Source organism: Micromonospora sp. NPDC047467, assembly GCF_040643095.1.
Taxonomy (GTDB): domain Bacteria; phylum Actinomycetota; class Actinomycetes; order Mycobacteriales; family Micromonosporaceae; genus Micromonospora.
Map to the genome: position 1 here is coordinate 1 of NZ_JBEYTO010000022.1, position 1,735 is coordinate 1,735.

Genomic DNA, 1,735 nt, shown 5'->3' on the forward strand with positions numbered 1-1,735 from the left:
AAGATTGTCCGGCGGTGTCCTACTCTCCCACACCCTCACGAGTGCAGTACCATCGGCGCTGGAGGGCTTAGCTTCCGGGTTCGGAATGTAACCGGGCGTTTCCCCTCCGCCATGACCGCCGTAACTCTATAGACATATCAAACAACACCACACAACAGGGGTTTGTTGTTCGTTTGTCTAGAGTTGCACAGTGGACGCGTAGCAGCTTAGTAGTCAAGTCCTCGGCCTATTAGTACCGGTCAACTGAACCCGTTACCGGGCTTACATTTCCGGCCTATCAACCCAGTCGTCTAGCTGGGGGCCTTACCCCACCAAGGTGGGTGGGATACCTCATCTTGAAGCAGGCTTCCCGCTTAGATGCTTTCAGCGGTTATCCCTTCCGAACGTAGCTAACCAGCCGTGCCCTTGGCAGGACAACTGGCACACCAGAGGTTCGTCCGTCCCGGTCCTCTCGTACTAGGGACAGCCCTTCTCAAGTATCCTACGCGCACGGCGGATAGGGACCGAACTGTCTCACGACGTTCTAAACCCAGCTCGCGTACCGCTTTAATGGGCGAACAGCCCAACCCTTGGGACCTGCTACAGCCCCAGGATGCGACGAGCCGACATCGAGGTGCCAAACCATCCCGTCGATATGGACTCTTGGGGAAGATCAGCCTGTTATCCCCGGGGTACCTTTTATCCGTTGAGCGACACCGCTTCCACTCGCAAGTGCCGGATCACTAGTCCCGACTTTCGTCCCTGCTCGACCTGTCAGTCTCACAGTCAAGCTCCCTTGTGTACTTGCACTCAACACCTGATTGCCAACCAGGCTGAGGGAACCTTTGGGCGCCTCCGTTACCTTTTAGGAGGCAACCGCCCCAGTTAAACTACCCACCAGACACTGTCCCTGAACCGGATAACGGTCCGAAGTTAGATACCCAAATCAACCAGAGTGGTATTTCAAGATTGCCTCCACCCATACTGGCGTATAGGTTTCACCGGCTCCCACCTATCCTACACAAGCTAATTCGAGTACCAATGTCAAGCTATAGTAAAGGTCCCGGGGTCTTTCCGTCCTGCCGCGCGTAACGAGCATCTTTACTCGTACTGCAATTTCGCCGGGCCTGTGGTTGAGACAGTGGGGAAGTCGTTACGCCATTCGTGCAGGTCGGAACTTACCCGACAAGGAATTTCGCTACCTTAGGATGGTTATAGTTACCACCGCCGTTTACTGGCGCTTAAGTTCTCCGCTTCGCCCCGAAGAGCTAACAGGTCCCCTTAACGTTCCAGCACCGGGCAGGCGTCAGTCCATATACATCGAATTACTTCTTCGCATGGACCTGTGTTTTTAGTAAACAGTCGCTTCCCCCTGCTCTCTGCGGCCATACAACGCTCCACCCGCGCGGGGCTTCACGTCTCCGGCCCCCCTTCTCCCTAAGTTACGGGGGCAATTTGCCGAGTTCCTTAACCACAGTTCGCCCGATCGCCTCGGTATTCTCTACCTGACCACCTGTGTCGGTTTGGGGTACGGGCCGCTAAGAACTCGCTAGAGGCTTTTCTCGGCAGCATAGGATCACTGACTTCACCTGAATCGGCTCGGCATCACGTCTCAGCCTTATATGCGTCGCGGATTTGCCTACGACACGGCCTACACGCTTACCCCGGCACAACCACCGGCCGGGCTCAGCTACCTTCCTGCGTCACCCCATCGCTTGACTACTACCCGCCAGGTTCCCACGCTCCCCAACCTCCG

Annotated in this window: 2 rRNA genes (1 of these 2 cut by a window edge); both read right to left on the reverse strand. The window is 56.1% G+C overall.

Going from position 1 to position 1,735, the window contains the following annotated elements:
* Positions 1-6 precede the first annotated feature (6 nt).
* Positions 7-123: ribosomal RNA gene (rrf, locus tag ABZ780_RS31490) — 5S ribosomal RNA — on the reverse strand.
* Positions 124-209: 86 nt separating this feature from the next.
* Positions 210-1,735: ribosomal RNA gene (locus tag ABZ780_RS31495) — 23S ribosomal RNA — on the reverse strand (it continues 1,758 nt past the right edge of the window).